Annotated in this window: 13 protein-coding genes and 1 pseudogene; 5 read left to right on the top strand and 9 right to left on the bottom strand. The window is 70.5% G+C overall.

Annotated features, from left to right (window positions below; all coding sequences use genetic code 11):
- Positions 1-530: 530 nt before the first annotated feature.
- Together GTY56_RS25295 and GTY56_RS25290 are read left to right on the top strand one after the other, a co-directional pair.
- Positions 531-2,930 (top strand): DEAD/DEAH box helicase, encoded by a 2,400-nt coding sequence (locus GTY56_RS25295; RefSeq protein WP_161367623.1) that lies wholly within the window; start codon positions 531-533, stop codon positions 2,928-2,930.
- Positions 2,927-3,316 carry a hypothetical protein gene (locus GTY56_RS25290; protein WP_161367622.1) on the top strand — a complete coding sequence of 130 codons (390 nt, stop codon included), beginning with the start codon at positions 2,927-2,929 and terminating at the stop codon, positions 3,314-3,316. The genes GTY56_RS25295 and GTY56_RS25290 overlap by 4 nt, the downstream gene beginning before the upstream one ends.
- A 164-nt stretch (positions 3,317-3,480) precedes the next feature.
- Here the strand turns inward: GTY56_RS25290 and GTY56_RS25285 are convergent, their stop codons facing one another.
- Complete coding sequence (locus GTY56_RS25285; RefSeq protein ID WP_161367621.1) at positions 3,481-4,098, bottom strand: zinc finger domain-containing protein; 618 nt, start codon at positions 4,096-4,098, stop codon at positions 3,481-3,483.
- A 217-nt stretch (positions 4,099-4,315) separates the two neighbouring features.
- On the opposite strand from GTY56_RS25285, the gene GTY56_RS25280 reads away from it, so the two are divergent.
- Positions 4,316-4,606 carry a hypothetical protein gene (locus GTY56_RS25280; protein WP_346345570.1) on the top strand — a complete coding sequence of 97 codons (291 nt, stop codon included), beginning with the start codon at positions 4,316-4,318 and terminating at the stop codon, positions 4,604-4,606.
- A gap of 96 nt (positions 4,607-4,702) precedes the next feature.
- Here the strand turns inward: GTY56_RS25280 and GTY56_RS25275 are convergent, their stop codons facing one another.
- Both GTY56_RS25275 and GTY56_RS40060 read right to left on the bottom strand, forming a co-directional pair.
- Positions 4,703-5,512, bottom strand: a complete 810-nt coding sequence (locus GTY56_RS25275; RefSeq protein ID WP_161367620.1) for an ATP-binding protein — start codon at positions 5,510-5,512, stop codon at positions 4,703-4,705.
- A 117-nt stretch (positions 5,513-5,629) separates the two neighbouring features.
- Positions 5,630-7,549 carry an ATP-binding protein gene (locus tag GTY56_RS40060; RefSeq protein ID WP_202510693.1) on the bottom strand — a complete coding sequence of 640 codons (1,920 nt, stop codon included), beginning with the start codon at positions 7,547-7,549 and terminating at the stop codon, positions 5,630-5,632.
- Between the two features lie 175 nt (positions 7,550-7,724).
- On the opposite strand from GTY56_RS40060, the gene GTY56_RS25265 reads away from it, so the two are divergent.
- Both GTY56_RS25265 and GTY56_RS25260 read left to right on the top strand, forming a co-directional pair.
- Positions 7,725-8,312: a hypothetical protein gene (locus tag GTY56_RS25265; protein ID WP_161367619.1), complete on the top strand. Its 588-nt coding sequence runs from the start codon at positions 7,725-7,727 to the stop codon at positions 8,310-8,312.
- Between the two features lie 51 nt (positions 8,313-8,363).
- Entirely contained in the window at positions 8,364-8,915 is a 552-nt protein-coding gene (locus GTY56_RS25260) for a DUF6233 domain-containing protein (RefSeq protein ID WP_524540143.1), read from the top strand.
- A gap of 55 nt (positions 8,916-8,970) precedes the next feature.
- On the opposite strand, the pseudogene GTY56_RS40785 reads toward GTY56_RS25260, so the two are convergent.
- From GTY56_RS40785 to GTY56_RS25230, 6 genes and pseudogenes are all read right to left on the bottom strand, one after another.
- Positions 8,971-9,268 (bottom strand): annotated as a pseudogene (locus tag GTY56_RS40785) (hypothetical protein).
- 91 nt (positions 9,269-9,359) lie between these two features.
- Entirely contained in the window at positions 9,360-10,757 is a 1,398-nt protein-coding gene (locus GTY56_RS25250; RefSeq protein ID WP_161367618.1) for a replication-relaxation family protein, read from the bottom strand.
- 590 nt (positions 10,758-11,347) lie between these two features.
- The gene (locus GTY56_RS40780) at positions 11,348-11,776 is read right to left on the bottom strand and encodes a hypothetical protein (protein ID WP_237525021.1); all 429 of its coding nucleotides are present in this window, start codon (positions 11,774-11,776) and stop codon (positions 11,348-11,350) included.
- Positions 11,777-12,608: 832 nt separating this feature from the next.
- On the bottom strand, positions 12,609-12,800 hold the full coding sequence (locus GTY56_RS25240; RefSeq protein ID WP_161367617.1) for a hypothetical protein: 192 nt from the start codon (positions 12,798-12,800) through the stop codon (positions 12,609-12,611).
- 219 nt (positions 12,801-13,019) lie between these two features.
- Entirely contained in the window at positions 13,020-13,751 is a 732-nt protein-coding gene (locus GTY56_RS25235) for a hypothetical protein (protein WP_237525020.1), read from the bottom strand.
- Between the two features lie 59 nt (positions 13,752-13,810).
- Positions 13,811-14,395, bottom strand: coding sequence for a hypothetical protein (locus tag GTY56_RS25230; RefSeq protein WP_161367616.1), 585 nt, complete (start codon positions 14,393-14,395; stop codon positions 13,811-13,813).
- Positions 14,396-14,438 lie beyond the last annotated feature (43 nt).

Here is a 14,438-nt window from a genome sequence, read left to right as displayed (position 1 = left end):
GCGCGCAGCGCGCAAGCGCGCTGCGAAATTCCCGCGCAAGCGCGGGAATTGAATTCCGCAAGCGGAATTCTAAAAGCGGGTCAATTCGCGCAAGCGCGAATTAAAAGCACCCGCGCAAGCGCGGGTGCCGAGGCTGGCAGCAAGGGGAGGTGCATCACGCTCGCGCCTGTGTAGGGCTTGGGATTCCAGGCCACCACCCCTGCAACGGAAGTGACGGGCCATCAGCCTGACGGGGTGCCGGCCCCACCGCAGTGACGGGCTCCGCTGCGCTCCACCCGAACCCCTCCCTCACTCTCGAAACCACCCCGACACGTTCACCAATACCCCGTCAGCATACACCACAACCCGCCGCATCGGGGCGAGATTCAGCCATGTATCACCCTGGGGCGGGAACATGGAGTGTGAGTGATGCATCACGGTGCTTGGCTGTGTAGAGTCTGGGATCAGACACCACACCCCCGGCCACCCTCACCGCGCCGGACTTTCATTTCAGATTGCGCGCCACATTCCGCGAAAAGGAGAACACGGGAATGGCCGTGAAACTGCGTGACCATCAGATCGAGGCCGTTGCCGCCATTGTGCGCGGTCTCGATATCCCGCCGGGCGGCATTCCCGTTAATGGCCTGCGCGGGCAGGTACACGCCGCGTGCGGAACGGGAAAGACCATCATCGCGGCGGCATCGGCAAAGCGCCTTGTCCCCAAGGGTCGCATTCTCGTGCTGGTGCCGACGCTGGATCTGCTGACTCAGACGGTGCAGGCGTGGCGCGCGGCCGGGCACACGGGGCCGGCGGTTGCGGTGTGCTCGCTCCAGGACGATCCGGAGCTGTGGAACCTGAAGGTGCGCTCCACCACGAACCCGGTGCAGTTGGCTCTGTGGCACGGCCGGGGGCCGGTGACCATCTTCGGGACGTACGCCTCGCTGGGGGTCCTGGCGGAGGCGTTCGAGGGCGCCTACGGGCAGCAGCTGGCCCCGATGGACCTGACGGTGGTGGATGAGGCCCACCGGACTTCGGGCTCGATGGGTAAGGCGTGGGCCGACGTTCACAGCCAGGGCGTCATCCCCTCGCACCGTCGGCTGTACTTGACGGCCACGCCGCGGATCTGGGAGGAGCGGCTGAACCGCGAGGTCGCCGAGGGGGTGCGCGACCCGCTGCCGCGCGAGATGGCTGCCTCCATGGACGACGAGAAGGTCTTCGGGCCGGTCCTCTACAAGCTCTCGCTCGCGTCGGCCGTGTCGCGCGGGTTGCTGGCGCGGTACCAGATCATCGTCCTGGAGCTCCAGGACCCGGTCGTCACGCCCGAGCGGCTGATGGGCGAGGACCGGCACACCGAGGAGGTCCGCGGGCAGCGCCTCGGGGCGCTCCAGGCGGCGCTCCTGCACACGATGGCGCAGCACGGGCTCCAGACCTGCATCACCTTCCACCACCGGACGATAGAGGCACAGGCGTACGCGGAGGGCCTGGAGCGCGTGGCGGCGAAGCTGCACGCCAACGAGCCGGAGAAGTACCCGGCTCGGATCTGGGCGGACTGGCTGTGCGGCGAGCACGTGCCCGAGCGCCGGCGGGAAGTGCTCGCCGGGTTCGGGACCACCGCGCGGCGTGCTGTCCTGTCGAACTGTCGTGTCCTGGGTGAGGGCGTCGACATCAGGGCCGTGGACTCCGTGGCCCTGCTGGACCCCAAGGGGGCGCCGCATGACATCGTCCAGGCCATCGGCCGGGCTCTGCGACAGAAGCCCGGCGAGGGGAAGTTGGCCTCGTTGATCGTGCCGGTATTTCTCCAGCCCGGAGAAAAGCCGGAGGACATGTTCACCTCGGGATCGTATCGGCCTTTGGTGAAGGTATTGGAGGGTCTGCGCGCTCACGACGAAGAAGCCGTCGAATTGCTCGCGATCCCGCAGGAGCCTCAGAAGGACGTCGCGCAGCCTTCCGAGTACATCGGTCCGCCGCCCGAGGATGGCGAGGAAGAATCTCGTCTACTGCTGCGTTTTGCGGCTCCGCGTGATCCGGTGATGGTCGCGGACTGGGTCAGCTTCAACGTGATCGACACGGAGAAGCAGGACTGGGCGCGCGGCTGGGCGGCGCTCAAGAGGTTTACGGAGCGTGAGCTTCATGCTCGCGTTCCGTACGGGCACAAGGAGGGCTCCTACCCCCTTGGGCAGTGGGTCGCGGAGCAGCGACGGGCCTACGGAGCGGGGCAGATGAGCGGCCTGCGCGCCCGCAGGCTGGAGAAGCTGGGCATGGTCTGGAGCCTGGCGGATGAGCGGTTCCAGGAGAATCTGGAGGCCGCGAAGGCGTACTACGAGCAGCACTGGACGCTGTGCGCGCCCCGGTCGGCGACGATGCTGGACCGGCCGGTGGGGCAATGGCTCAGCAATTTGCGCCGCCCGGGTGCGCTGGAGGGTCACCCGGAGTGGAAGGCCGCGCTGGAGGCTGTGGACGAGGACTGGAACCCGGAGTGGCCGGCGGAGTGGCAGCGGCACTACGCCGCGCTGCGGGAGCTGGTGGCCGACGAAGAGGGCCAGGCGGAGGTCCTGCCCGGGTTCACGGTCCACGGCATGGACATCGGGAAGTGGCTGGCCCGGCAGCGCAAGCCCGAGGTGTGGCAGGCCCTGGCGGAGGGGCAGCGTGAGCGCCTGGAGCGGCTCGGCATCGCGCCGCTCGCCCCGGAGCCGGAGGAGCCCGTGAAGGCGTCCACGGGGCCTGTGAGCGCCTTCGAGCGGGGCGTTGCGGCCCTGGCGCAGTACAAGGCCCGCGAGGGCTCTGTGAAGGTCCCCAGGGCCCACGTGGAGCGGCTGGAGGACGGGACCGAGGTCAAGCTCGGGGTGTTCCTCAGTAACAGCAAGAGCCGCCGGGCGAAGCTGACGGCCGACAAGCTCGCCGCGTTGGCCGGCCTCGGGCTGGAGTGGGCGGCAGAGGAGGGAGCAGTATGACCGCGCCCGAGGAAGCGCAGCGTGTGCAGGAGGCCGTACGACGGCACGCCCGCAACCGTGCCTTCGCAGAGGCGGAGCAGGTCATCTCGTTGGTGCTGGCCGACCCGCAGGTGCAGGAGGCGAGGGAGCAGGTCAAAGCGGCGGAGACGCAGCTCGGCACCGAGCTGTGTGCCCGACTCCAGCCGTACCAGGACCGCTACGACCAGGCCGTGCGCGAGGGTGACGTGGCCCGGCTCGCCGGGATCTGTCCGGGCAAGCATGGCCGCTGGGGGCGGATCTGTGTCCTGGACGACGGTCACGAGACCTCGATGGAGGAACCGCACTGGGGCCGCAACAGCGAGGGGCAGCCGATCGCGTGGGTAGGCAGCGCACCCGACGACTGGTGAGTGCGCCAGGGCCGCCTTCCCTGAACTGGCGGGCGGCGTAAGGCAGGTAGGAAGGACCCCGGGCCCGCTGGGCGACCCGGGGTCCTTCGCTGCTTCGGGGCGGTGGCATCGCACTGGAGTGCGTGTAGGCCCTGGGATCCGGGACGCTCCCCCTTGGGGCTCGTCTAGCCGCCGGAGGCGCGTTGCTTTTCGATGTCGCGGAGTCTGCGCGCCTCGTTGACCTGCGCTCTGATCAGGGAGTCGAACAGTGCTTCTGGGTCGCCGTCGGGCCCCGCCATCGTGGAGAGGAGCGCGGTGATGAGGCTGGCGAGGACGGTGACCAGGTCTGCTGATCTCTCCGGGCCGCGGGCTTGCAGCAGCCGCCGCACGGCGTCGTCGATGCGGTCGAGGGTTGCCTCGTCTTCGAGGGATAGGCCGAGCCGCTCCGCGAGGAAGATTTTCACGACCGCCACGCCGTCGCCCAGGGCGAGGTCCACCTTGTAGTCGGTTCGCGCCTTCTCCGCTTCCTTGAGGACGGCTGGCATGGTGAACCGCTTGGGGTCTGCCCACAGTCCTTGCTGCTTCCACTGCTCGTACGGGAGCGGACCGGCAACGTCGCGGCGGGCGCGGTGATGGTCGGTCGGGTGGCCGTTGCCGGTGCGGCAGGCGCGCCCCACGACGGCCTTGCACGTGGGGCATTCGACGCGGCGGTACCAGTCGCGTACGAGCTGCTGCTCGGGCCCGGATCGCAGGTGCCTGCGCCACTCGCCCCACGTGTTCTCCGGCCCGTGCTCCGTCCCCATCGACCGTCCCCTCAACCCGGTGGTGCGTACGCGATGCCGTGTCGATGACCGTACCGGTGGAAGTGCTGGGTCGGGGCAGAGTGCCGGAGCCTGGTGCCCGAGCGGCCGGCCTTTTCCGCGGGGAGGCCAGTGCAAGGCCGTGTGCTTCAGCAAGATGGGTCCTGTTGGCCGCAGTTGAGGCTTGAGAGGGGATCGAATGCCTACAGGAGTGGCTGTCGTGTGCGACACCGACGACTGCTTCGCCGTCTACCTGGCGGTGGAGACCGGCGACGATGAAGACGCGCGTTCCGCCTCTGAGGTCTCGCAGCTGGCGCGCGACACCGCTCAAGGTGAGGGGTGGGTGGTCAGCTTCGGCTTCCGGCAGCCGGTGATGACCTGCCCCGGCTGCGCGGACGGCAGGGGGCCTGTGCGTGAGCGCGGGGACTGTCGGCGGTGCATGGGCCGCGTCGACTCGGAGTCCAGGTGCGTGTACTGCCTGCGCCAGGTGGAGCCTCAGCCCGAGGCGTGACGGCGGCGTTCGGCCGTCGTTGAACAGCGCGACTCCATACACCGGGCCCCGGGGATGCCTTCACTCCCCGGGGCCCGTGGTGTGTGCGGACGCTGGTCAGATCTCCCCGGCCGCCGTGGCGGTGAGCCAGTCTGCGACTTCGGCGTCGGTCATCAGCGGCACCTGGGCCGGGTGGGCGTCGCCGTCCTGGACGACATGGACGCGGCCCGGGAGCGGGCTGCTCTGGGGGGCGGGGTCGACTATCGGGGCGAGCCTCTGCCACATGCCGGCGCTGACCCGGGCGAGGATGACGGTAGAGAACTGCTCGCGGGCGCCGGGGATGAGACGTTCGCCGACGGTGGTGGGTCCGTCGTAGATGACGTGGATGCGGGCCGCGCGCCCCTCGTAAAGGACCGCCTCGAGGGCGGCGATGGCCGGGGAGCGCTTCGGGTCGTCCTTCTGCCGAAACGTCTCCCAGTAGCGGGTGAGGTGCCGGAGGGTGGCGTCGGCTCGGTCGATCACGACCATCAGCCGCGGCACACCGTCGAGGTCGTCGAGGGCGATGCGGCGCTCCAGCTCGGAGCCGAGGCCGACCAGGGCGTCGTGGATGCCGGCGACGTTGCCGCGGTGCGTGACCGTGGGCAGGTCCTTCGCCCACAGGTGGGCGATGCGGGTGTGGTCGAGGACCAGGGCGTGGGCGCCCTGGTGGAGGAACTGGGCGGTGAGGGTGCGCAAGATGGTCGTGCTGCCGCCGCCGGTGCCGCTGCAGACCAGGATGTGCGGCGCGGCTTCGATGTCCACGGCGATGGCCCGGCCGTCGGTGCTGATGCCGATGAGTGCGGCGGAGTCGGGCAGCGCCTCCAGTTGCTCGCGCAGGCCGGGGTCAGTGAGGCGCAGCAGCTTGGGGAGCGCCGTCGGGTTCGTCATCGTGGTGTTCCTTCTCTGTGCTGTACCTGGTGGACCGGGTGTTCACCAGGGCTGGGGGATCGTGTCGGCCGGACCGGACAGGTCCCGGTTCACGGGCTGCCAGGCGGGCCGGGGCGGTCAGTCGAGGTCGGTGGTCCCGGACGCGGCGCGGGGCCGGTTGCGGGCCCACTTCTTGAGGTCGCCGACGCGGTAGAGGAGTTCGGCACCGCGCTTGTCGACCGGCTTGGGGAAGCTCCGGTCGTTGGCGCGGGCGTAGCGCAGCGCGGCGATGGTGATGTCCGGCAGGTGGCGTTCGTGGGCCTCGCGGAGTCCCACCGCCTGGTCGTCATCGACCGGGGCCGCCGGCGACGTCGCCGCCGACCCGGCGGCCGGAGCTGGGTCGGCGGCCGGAGCTGGGTCGGGCGCCGCCGTGGTCGGTGTGGTGCTCCAGGCATCGCCGAGCGAGTCCGCAGGCACGGCGGCGGGCTGGGGATCGGACGTGGGCAACTTCTGCATCCGCACCGGGCTGGCCTGCGCGGGAAGGGCTGCGGGGCTCGGGCCGTCGGCGGCCTTCTTGCCGCTGGTTGCCCACTCGCGCGCTTCGGTCTCGGTGAAGAACAGCACCTGGGTCTCGCGGGCCGAGCCGCCGATGACGACCTGGGCGCGGCCGTGGTGCTTGGTGGACTTCGGCGCCGGGTGGACCTCGGGGGCGAGCATGCGCCAGGCGTTGACGCTGTAGCGGGCGAGGATGCGGGTGGCGAACTGCTCGCGGACCTCCGGGCCTCCCAGGGCGCGGGCGGTGGCGGACTGGGCGACCAGGAGCACGTGCATGCGCAGCTGGCGGCCCATGTAGAGGATCTCGTTGAGGGCGTCGACAGCCGGGGAGACCTTCGGGTCGCCGGACTCGCGGATCTTCTCCCAGTAGCGGGCCAGCTGCTTCATGGTGGCGTTGATCTCTTCGAGGAGGATCAGCACCCTGGGGCCGATGGCTTTCGGGTCGGCGTCGATGCCGAGTTCATCGGCGATCCGGGTGCGCAGCCGGCCTAGCTGCCCGAGCTCGATGAGCTGGTCGTGGATGTCGGCGATGTCGCGGCAGTAGGTGACGCCCTCGATGCCGTGGGCCCACGGGTGGGAGATCCGCTTGGTATCGAGGACGTACACGAGCGAGCCGTGGTGGAGCATCTGGCAGGCGATGCAGCGCAGGGTGGCCGACTTGCCGCCGCCGGTGGAGGCGTTGACCAGGATGTGCGGGGAGTCGGCGTCCAGGTCGACAGAGACGATCCGGTTCCCGGACCCGAGGCCGATGATGGGCGCGGACTCCGGGGCCTTGGCCACCAGCTCGCGGACCTTGGGGTCCTTGAAGAGGGCCTTAGCCGGGGGCTTGCGGGTCTTCTTCACCCGCACGTACGGCTTGCTGCCCTCGGGGTGCCAGTCGAACGTCACACCTTCCAAGGCGAGCTTCTGCGTGATGCGGTCCGCGACGACGTCGCGGGAGAAGTCCAGGTGCTTGGGCAGGTCGATCCGTATCTCCGCGTCGTCGTCGGAGAAGTTCTTCGGGATGTGGAGGTAGCGGCGCGGGTCGGTCTGCTCAGCCATCCCGAGCGGCCGGTAGAGGGCTTCGTGCAGCGGGACGACCCACTCGCGCATCAGCTCCCGGCGCTCGCGGGTCAGCGCCAGGTATGCCGCGCCGCCCACGGTCAGCACGCAGGCCCCGCCGATCCCGCCGCTCTCCAGCGTCGCCAGGACCTGCTCCCGGTTGTCCCACAGCTCCTGGGAGTTGTGCACAGTGGCGTCCAGGTCCTGGGTGGCCAAGTAGCCGATCTCGCACACGCCGGCCCCCAGCGCGATGCGGAAGAACAGACGTCGCCACCCGGGCTTGTAGGAGCGGCGCCGGACCTTGCCCTCCACCTTCGGCAGGACGCGGGTGCCCGCGCGCCAGAACGTGGCGTCGGTCCGCTTCACGCCGTCCAGGTCCCGCCCGGCCAGGACCCGGCCGATCCCTCGTGCGAGGGAGTCGGCGTTCTTCTCCAACTGCTTGTCGAACTTCGTCTGTGCCATGCCGTTGAGCGCCCTTCGTGCCGGTTGTGCGGGGCGCAACGGTGCCGCGAGAAGCGGACACCCACGCCGATCACGGACGCTAGGGCGATCTGCCTGTGGACAGATTTCACTGAGAACGGGCCTGATCCGGCTGATCACCGGACGGCTGTGTGGTGAGGGTTCCTACGCTCCGATCATGAACTGGACGAATGCGCTGGCGATCTTCGGTGCCGTCACCGGGGCCACCGGCCTGGGCTGGCAAATGTGGAGCCACCACCTCACAGGCGGCCGGGTGGAGGTCTTATCCACCCGGCTCAAGCGGGAAGGCCGGTGGTGGGTGCGCACCGACGTCTCGAACGTCGGCCGCCTGGACGTGACGATCGTCGGCTACTCGGTCTGGCGTGACATCCCCGGCCATCGCCTGAAGCGGGCGGTGTGGCAGCTGCGAGCCGTCCGGCGCGTGGGGTGGAAGAGGGCGCGGCGTACCCAGCTGCTGTTCACCCCGGCGGTGCACTTCGGGGCGCCGGTGCAGGTCGGAAGCGAGGCTGAGCGCATCGAGCTGCCGTTGGTCCTCAAGGCCGGCTCCATGGTGTCGCTGCCGCTCATCGGGATGGAGGTGCCCAACCGGATAGGCCGACAGCTTCGGGTCTCTCTGCACCTGGGCACCGGCCGCATCATCCGGGCCGATGTCCACGACGCTGACGCCCTGGAGCCCCTGCGGATCGACCTGGACGAATACACCGGCGACTGGTCCTTGCACATCGGCCCGCCCACGACCGACTGACCGGACGCGTAGCCGGGCCTTCGAGTGGCAGCGGGCGCTTACCGTGGGGCCGTGACCACGCCTTCCGACGACGCAGCCGACCCGGTGCCGGTGCGGGTCGTGCTGCCCGCTGATCCGGTGCTCGGTCATCCGGAGCAGGAGGTCGTCGCGCGGCTGTGGAGGCGGCGGCAGACCGAGGCGGGCTGGCTGTACCTGGTGGGGCTGCCGTCGTACCGGGACCTTGAGGACGGCGGCGTGGAGGCGGCGGAGTACCGAGTGTGGGTCCGCGCGCCCGACCATGTGCGGCCGGTCGACGGCGTCGACTACGACCAGGTCGCCACCGAGCGGCTGGAGCCGTCACCGCAGTCGGCGGTCCGCGAGGTGCTCGGGGAGCACCGGCCTTCGGGGTGGGTGCTGGCGAAGGTGCGCGAGGGGCGGGGCCCGGCCCGGGGTGTGCTGCACGCACCGGACTGCGAAGAGGCTCCGGAGGGCGCTCCGCTGCTCGATGTGGAGCACGCGTTGAACGTCGCGGAGAACCCGGGGACGCGGCTGTGCACGCTGTGCGGGTGCGCTCAGGAGCTGACGCCGATGCTGAGCGGGTTCGACCACATCACCGACTCCTGACCTGCCGTGGTCGGGTCTGTGGTCAGGGCGACCGGTGCCGTGGTCGGGCCTGTGGTCAGGGTGTGTCGCCGGAGTAGTAGAAGCGGCAGCTCACACCCGGGCCGGGCGTGCGGGGTTCGCCGGGGCGCGGGTCGTACAGGGCGCGGCCGCCGGGCCACCGAGACAGCTCGGTGGACAGGGCGACACCGTCGTCGACTTCCTCGGTCCGCCATCCGTGAATGTCCAGCAGTAGGCCGTCCAGCGGCCCACCGACCAGTTCGGCGTAGGTCCGGTGTGGGAGCGGGCCGGGGTGGGGGGTCGTCGTGCTCCGCGCCGTAGACCCGGCCGTTCAGCAGCTGCTCATCTCCGTTCATCTGATCAGCGTTGCAGCCGCCACCGACAACGCGGGCTTGCCCAGGGCTGCCTTGGGCTTGCCCACGTGGTCGGTGACCGCGGCTTGCCGGGTCAGGTGCGGAAGCGGGAGAGCCAGCCGCCGGCCTTCTGCGCGGCGGCCTGTTCCTCTGCCTCCCGGCTCAGGCGCTCCTGCTCCTGGCGCTCGCGTTCGTCGGCTTCGGCCTGCGCCTCGGCTGCGACGGCCCGGTCCTGGCAGTCCTCGCACAGGTGCGGGTGCGACTGGCGCGTGCTCCAGTCCCGGGTGTAGCCGATCGCCTCCCACCTGGCGTCGGTGAACTTCTGCCCGCAGTCCGCGCAGACCGGCCGCCGCGCCTCCCGCTCCGCGGCCATCCGTTCCTCACGGCGCCGTTCCTCTTCCCGGGCGGCCTGGCGACGGCGAGCAAGGTAGGCGTCCCGGCGGGCGTTGCCGATCGCTTCCAGCAGCGGCTGGCGGTGGTCGCGGCCGAAGCGCCAGAAGACGGGCCCGGCCGGGCCGTGTTCGCGCAGCTCCTCCAGCGTGGTCGCCACGATCGGGATACAGCGGTCGTAGGAGTGGTAGCCGCCCTGGGGATGCCACCGGCCCTGCCAGTGGTGGCGGGTGAGGTCGGCGACCCTGGCCATCTGGTGCTTGGCGGAGCGCTGGCCGACCTCGTGGAAGACGAGCAGGACCGGCGGGTGCACCCGCTCGTACTCATCGGCTGCGGGTGCCCACCAACGGGTGCGCCACATCGGCTTCTCGATGCCGTCGGTGTCCTTCTCCTGCCGCTGGAAGAACCGGGCGTACTTGTCGAACTTCCTCGCGATGAGGACGGCTTCCTCGGTGCAGTTGTCGACCTCGATGAACAGCAGCGGCACCCCGGCCTCCGGGGCGGTCAGGACGACGTCGGCGCGGGCGCTGCCGATCGCGGGGTTCTTCCAGGTGCCCTTCACCGGGAGCGCGACCTCGGTGGCGTAGGAGGCGAGGGTGCCGATCCCGTCGGGTGCGTCGACGGCGGCCCGCGCGGCCGCGACCGCTTCGGCCGGCTCCCGCATGACCTTCTTCAGGTTCGGCTTCGGGCGGATCAGCGCGATGACCGTCTCGTTCACCGTCATCGGGTGCGAGGCGCCGGAGCGGCCCGCGCTCTTGGGCATGCCGCCCATCTCCTCTATCTCGCGGTCCAGGTCGATCGCGGCGGCGGCCAGACCGTCCTTCGTGAGCAGCCGGGTCTGCTCACCGCCCCGCGTGCGGCCGCCGTCGACGGCCAGGCCGTGACGCCGAAGGTCGTTCACCGCGGCGCGGTGGGAGGCGGTCCGGGCTTCCTTCTGCTTGGCCGCCGTCGGCTTGGTCGTGTGCCGGTAGGTCAGGTGCGGCGAGGACAGCCGCTGGATCTGGTCGGCGGTGGCGACCTTAAGGACCCCGAGGACGCGCAGCACATCCGCGCGCAGGTCGTTGCTCGATCCCGCCTCGTTCTCCTTGCGCTTGCCCGCCATCAGGCTCGCCCTCCCGTCGTCCGCGACCGGCCAGCGGCCGGTCGCCGGCCCCCGGCCGTGGAGGGGACCGGGCCCCCGGACCCGATGATCTCCTCCACCACCGACAACCAACTCAGGTCATAGGGGAGAGAAGAGGGTTGTGACGATGCGGGGCGGACCTGAAAACCCGCGCTGACAAGGGGAATTGCCGGGTGTACGGCTGCCGGGCACGGAAGTGGCTTCGGCAGTGGGAACGCAAGCGCCGGCGGCAGGGCCTCACGGGGGCTTGCCCAGCAGCCGACGCGACGGGCGCGGCCAGGCCGGGCGGCGACGGCGTGAAGGGTCGGGCTCAAGGATCGCGGCCGCGCGGGGCTGCGAGAAGGGGTGGGTCGGTCGGGGGCTGGCACGGTGTCCTCGATTCTCCCGGCCTGCTGGCCGGGTCGGTGGTCGTCCGGCCCGCGTGCGGATGTGCGCACGGGCCGGGGCCACCGTGAGGAAGGACCCCTTGTCCGCGGTCTGACGGCCAGACCGGGCAGGCGTCCGTTTTCGCCTTGACCATCCCTTGCAGGGCTAGTTTGTGTGTGGTCGACGCCACACCGTCCGGGCGGAGTTCAGCGGGCGGGACGGGTGCTGGACGGCGAGGATCCGCGCCGCCAGTCCGAGGGCTTCTGGCCGCGGAACGTCTCGCCGCTCTCGATCCGGGCCTTGTTCCGGGCGAACTCCCGCTCGGCTGCGGACATCTGCCGGGGCGCGCAGCCAGGGTGTCCCCAGCCATCGGTCACCTTCGTAATGACCTCTCCCTTCGCGTAATCCTTGAAGCAGGCCGGGCAGGTGCCCGGATACGCGGCGCGGACCGAGCCGCGCGGCAGCGGCACCGCCTTCTTCGCCGCCGTCTTCTTCGCGGCCGGCTTCCCGTCGCCCGCCTTCTTCTTCGCCGCCTGCGCCCGCTTGATCGCCTCGCGCTGCGCCTTGCCGGGCCGCTTCTTCGGCTGCTGCCCGCGTGCCACCTTCGCGGCCTTCTGTGCCGGGGTCTGTCCCACGCGCGGATCGTAGAACCGGCTCCTGGCGGGCCGTCGCGCGCCACGCGCACCGGATGGCCGGGGCGGTGGCGCGCTGGTGTGGACCGGCGCGCGCATGGTGCGTTGAGTTGCGCGCGATGTAACGCACTCCCCCACTCGGGGAGCGCACCGAGTGGACTCCACCCGCACCTGGTGCGCTTCGCGAGGGCCTCCACTCTCCACTCGGTGCGGACGATGTCGTGCACTTCCACCCGGTGGAACGCACCGCGATGCGGCGATGCGCGGCATCGTCCGCGCCACGCACCGCCCCTACGCACGGTGATGATGCACGGTGCGCCGCGAGGGAGAGATCTCCCCTCCGCCACCGTGCATCGGATGCCCGGCGCGGGTCGTCTCCGCAGTGGTAGCGGAAGGTGTCAAGGGGAAACGTCGAAAGATCGCGGGAAACTCGTGGCTGGACAAGGGTTGCTTTCCGCCCGATGGACTGGGTGGAATCCGCAGCGGCACACCTGGACAAGGGGGTGCATCGAGTGCACCGCATCCGATGCACCGTCACCCTCCGTATGCACACCGCAGGGAGCGGGCGGGAGTGGCGGCCACTGCCGCCCGCATCGTGCGGCGCACCGGTGCGGTGGGGATGAGTGCACGGCATCGTCGGCGCGCGAACCGGTGCGCCCGATGCACCGCACCGAGCGCACCGGATGCCGGGATGTCCTGCACTCCCGCACCGCACCGGTGCACCGGAGTGGGGTCCACCCGATGCGCTCCACCGTGGTCTCCACTCCCGAGTGGACTCCACTCCCCACCCAGCCGCCGATCCGCGCCCGGGTGCGGTGGAATCCACCGAGCCCACTCATCCCCAGCGGCGGCCCCGCACGGAGCGCCACGGGTTCGGCCGGCCGCCGGGGAACTGCCGGGAGCGGCGCCGGACGGGCGGCGGCTTCGGCGACGGGTACAGCGCCGCGCGCAGCCGGGCCGCGTCGGCGAGCTGCTCCAGGCGCTCGCGCTGCTCCGGCGAAAGGTGCGGCGGGCTCGGGTGGACCATCGGGACCTCCGTGCTTCGGTGGGTTCGCTCCCCTGCACCCTCGCTTGCTGCGTCGCCTGCGGGGGCGCTCCCTCGGCCCACGTCCCGACAGGCGCTCCAGGGACTTCACCCGTCGTCCCGGGAGACGGGCACGAGGGCTCCGGTGCCCTCGAGGACGCGAAAACGCCGGCGCCCACGGACATCTGGTCCGTGGGCGCCGGCGGTGTCAGCGGTCGGCCGTCAGCTCGCCATCATGGCCTGGAGGTCGCTGAGCGACAGCTCGTTCGTGCCACGGTCCGCCGCCTTGCTCTGCGTCCACGCGAGGATCGCCGGGTGCGCATCCTCGTACTGGGCGCCGGCGGTCGTGTGCTGCCCGTCGGTGGTGGCGACCTGGGTGAGGTAGGCGGCCAGGGCGTGCGGGCCGCCGCCGTTGTACCCAATCTCGTAGCCCAGGCCGTTCCTCTGCGGGAGGACCGACAGCACGCCCTTGTCCGTCCGGGCCCAGAACAGACCGCGGCCGGTGTAGAAGCGGCTGAAGACGTCGTCCGGGCGCAGTTCGAGCGGGGCGTACGTCGTGTAGCTCCACTGGTCCGTGCCGCCGCTGCCCGCGTGCTTGAAGTGCTCGCCCACGACGGGCAGCCCGAACTCGGGGTCGTAGAAGGTCCGGCGGCACAGGCAGCCCGATCCGCGGATGGCGGAGGGGCTGTCCTTGTCCTCCGTGACGCACGGGTGGAACAAGGCCGGGATCTTCTTCGGGTCCACGAGGGTGCAGTGCATCGCGTTGGGCTCGCAGCGCACCAGCCTGCCCAGCCACTCCTGGAAGTGAGGTGTCACGGTCTGCTGCGCCTCGATGTCCAGTACGGCGTTCAGCGACGACGTGACGGCGCCGCGCTGGGGCTCGGTGTAGAGGACGAAGTTCAGGTAGCCCTTCGTCGGGTCGGTCAGGTTCAGATCGCGGGCCTCGTAGGGCAACGTGGCGCTCCAATGCGGGGGCTTGGCGGCCGGGGCGCGGCCGCGGGAAGTGGGGAGGGTCAGCCGGCGCGGTGTTCCGGGCGCAGGGTCAGGCCGTCGTACAGGAACTGCTCGGCGTCGTCCGGTCCGAGCCCGATAGCGCGGCAGACGGCGAGTCCTTCGTCGTCGCGGTTGAAGGCGAGCAGGATCTTGCGGCTGGCAGGGTCGGCCATGGCGCGGCGGGCAGCTTCGATGGTGTGGGCGACGCAGCCGGTGGTGCCGTCTTCGACGATGTCCCGGCGCGTGGTGTCGTCCCAGACGTTGAGCTGAAGACGAGCGCCCTCGGTGGAACAGCCCTCCTTGGAGTCCGCTCCGAGAACACAGCGCCCGAGCAGTGCGGCGTGGGCGTGCCGCTGGAGGTAGACGACCTTCCCCAGGACTTCTGTGACGTGCTTCTCCAGATTCTTCTGGACCATCTCCCGGGGCATGATCTGGACTTCCGAGCCCGAGGCCCTCGCCCGGATCTGCAGCGCCGACACCTCCTTCGCGAGGTCGTCGGCCATGCTGAGCAGGCTCACAAGGTTGACGTCGCCGGGTTGGCGGGGCGGGGGCAGTTCGTCGGGGTAGCTGTCGAGCGGTTCCAGCGGTTCGTGCAGGTCGGTCAAGGTTCCTCCCGTGCCAGGTGCCAACCTCCCGATTCTCGATCCG

The organism is Streptomyces sp. SID5643 (assembly GCF_009872555.1).
Taxonomy (GTDB): domain Bacteria; phylum Actinomycetota; class Actinomycetes; order Streptomycetales; family Streptomycetaceae; genus Streptomyces; species Streptomyces iakyrus.
Note: the sequence above shows the minus strand (reverse complement) of the source record. Positions and strands in the feature narration are given on the sequence as shown.